This is a genomic window from Pseudoalteromonas sp. S558 (genome assembly GCF_005886635.1).
Taxonomy (GTDB): domain Bacteria; phylum Pseudomonadota; class Gammaproteobacteria; order Enterobacterales; family Alteromonadaceae; genus Pseudoalteromonas; species Pseudoalteromonas aliena.
Genome location: NZ_PNDU01000373.1, coordinates 1 through 478, shown reverse-complemented (window position 1 = coordinate 478; position 478 = coordinate 1). Strand labels below are relative to the sequence as shown.

At 38.9% G+C, this 478-nt stretch carries 1 pseudogene; it reads left to right on the top strand.

Annotation, left to right across the window (positions count from 1 at the left end):
* A pseudogene (locus CWB66_RS19545) lies at window positions 1-414 on the top strand (DDE-type integrase/transposase/recombinase); the annotation flags it as partial.
* Window positions 415-478 lie beyond the last annotated feature (64 nt).

Sequence of the window (478 nt, the reverse complement as noted above, 5' to 3'; positions counted from 1 at the left end):
GTTGGCTGGGCAATGTCGTTATCACCAGATACTAATTTAACGCTAAAAGCGCTTGAACTCGCGTATGAAAGCAGAGGAAAACCGACAGGACTGATGTTTCACTCTGACCAAGGTAGTCATTATACCAGTTTAAAATATCGCCAACGTTTATGGCGCTATAAAATCACACAAAGTATGAGCAGGCGTGGAAACTGTTGGGATAATGCGCCAATGGAGCGATTTTTTAGAAGCTTTAAGACGGAATGGATGCCAAAGAGTTGATATGGAAATTTTATAGAAGCTAAATATAGCGTGAGTGATTACATAAATGGATATTACAATAATGTTAGGCCGCATCATTATAATGCCGGTTTAGCGCCAAATGAATCTGAGGTCAGATACAAAGATTCTAAAACTGTGGCCAAATTTTATTGACCACTACACATATACTTCATGATGTAGATGAGTGGTCATTGTCTCCAGTTAGTGAGGAACAAAA